This is a genomic window from uncultured Tateyamaria sp. (genome assembly GCF_947503045.1).
Lineage (GTDB): Bacteria > Pseudomonadota > Alphaproteobacteria > Rhodobacterales > Rhodobacteraceae > Tateyamaria.
Window position 1 is genome coordinate 1 of the sequence record NZ_CANNCF010000022.1, and the last position, 1254, is coordinate 1254.

At 56.9% G+C, this 1254-nt stretch carries 1 protein-coding gene; it reads right to left on the bottom strand.

Annotated elements, in window-relative coordinates:
- Positions 1 to 1254, bottom strand: a 1254-nt coding sequence (locus Q1A89_RS23440; protein WP_299734153.1) for a right-handed parallel beta-helix repeat-containing protein, incomplete at both ends; no start/stop codon positions are given.

Sequence of the window (1254 nt, forward strand, 5' to 3'; positions counted from 1 at the left end):
TCCTTGAAAAAGGCCAGCAGGCTGTCGGTGTTGAACTCGTTGTGCTTGAGATATTCGGCCAGATCGTCCCCGGTGGCATTTGGATCGCCCAGCACGCTCTGGGCCAGCGTGTTCAGCGTGGTGGCATCCAGCGTGTTCGGATCCAGCCCTTCGGTGTTGCGGTCGGGATCGTGGATCGGGTTCTCACGGGTGCCGTACCAGTTGTACTGGATCGTGTCGTCGAAAAAGGCCTCTTCTTCGTTGCGCACGCCGCCATTGTTGAAAACCTTGAGCGCGATGTCCTCGGGGTCATTGGGATCGGCGAGGTGGGCGACAATGTTGTTCAGCAACGTGCTGTCGGACCCGTTGTCCTGCAGCCCGATGGACAGGGCGCCGATCTGGGGGGCGATCTTGTAGGCCGCCGAGGTGACCACATTGCCATTGGCCAGCATATAGTTCCCGGTGAACCCTATGGTTTCGGAACTGCCCCCGGTCGTGATGAAGCCTGCGTTGTTTTCCGAGAACAGGTTGTCCTCGATAAAACCACCGGCCCGCGCCTGCAGACCCCATGAGGCTGCATGGGTCGATACGTTGTCCCGGAAAGTGAAATCGAGGGATTCATCGGTGAGATAGACGTTCTGGCTGAACTGGTTGGGCGGCTGGGGGAACGCGCCGTCCGCGTCCTCACTGTAGCCCTGTTCCCAGCCCACCTGCGCGATCAACGTGTTTTCGATCAGCAGGCCTTCGTTCTTGGCTGAAAAGATCCCCGACAGACGGTTGGAATGCGGGTGCCATGTTTCGCCATCCGCCGGTTCATCCAGAAAGATGTCATAGATATCGGAATTGCGGATGGTGACATTGTCGATGGTTTGCAGGTTGAATCCGTTCTCAGTGACCTCAACGTCTTCAAATATGATGTTCGAGCCGATCAGCGCGCGCACACCGCCTTGCAGATGCACATCCGAAAACACGAGGTTTTCAGTATCGCGCTGATAAATCTCGATCTGCGATGTGAGGATCGGCTTTTCGCCCTCACCCCACGAGGTGATATGGGCCGGGTGCAACTCGTCCTCACCCATCAGGCCGCGCGTTACAATCTGGCCAAGGTCATCATATTCATAGCCTTTTTCAAACAGCAGCCAGTTGGAGTTCGGCTCGACACGTTCGCCGGTGACGCCATACCACAGCTCCATGCCCACATCAGGCTTGAGCGCCATTTCTTCGTCCGCACCATATGTATCATTGGTAATCAGCCAGTCCTGGGTGATGTCGCTT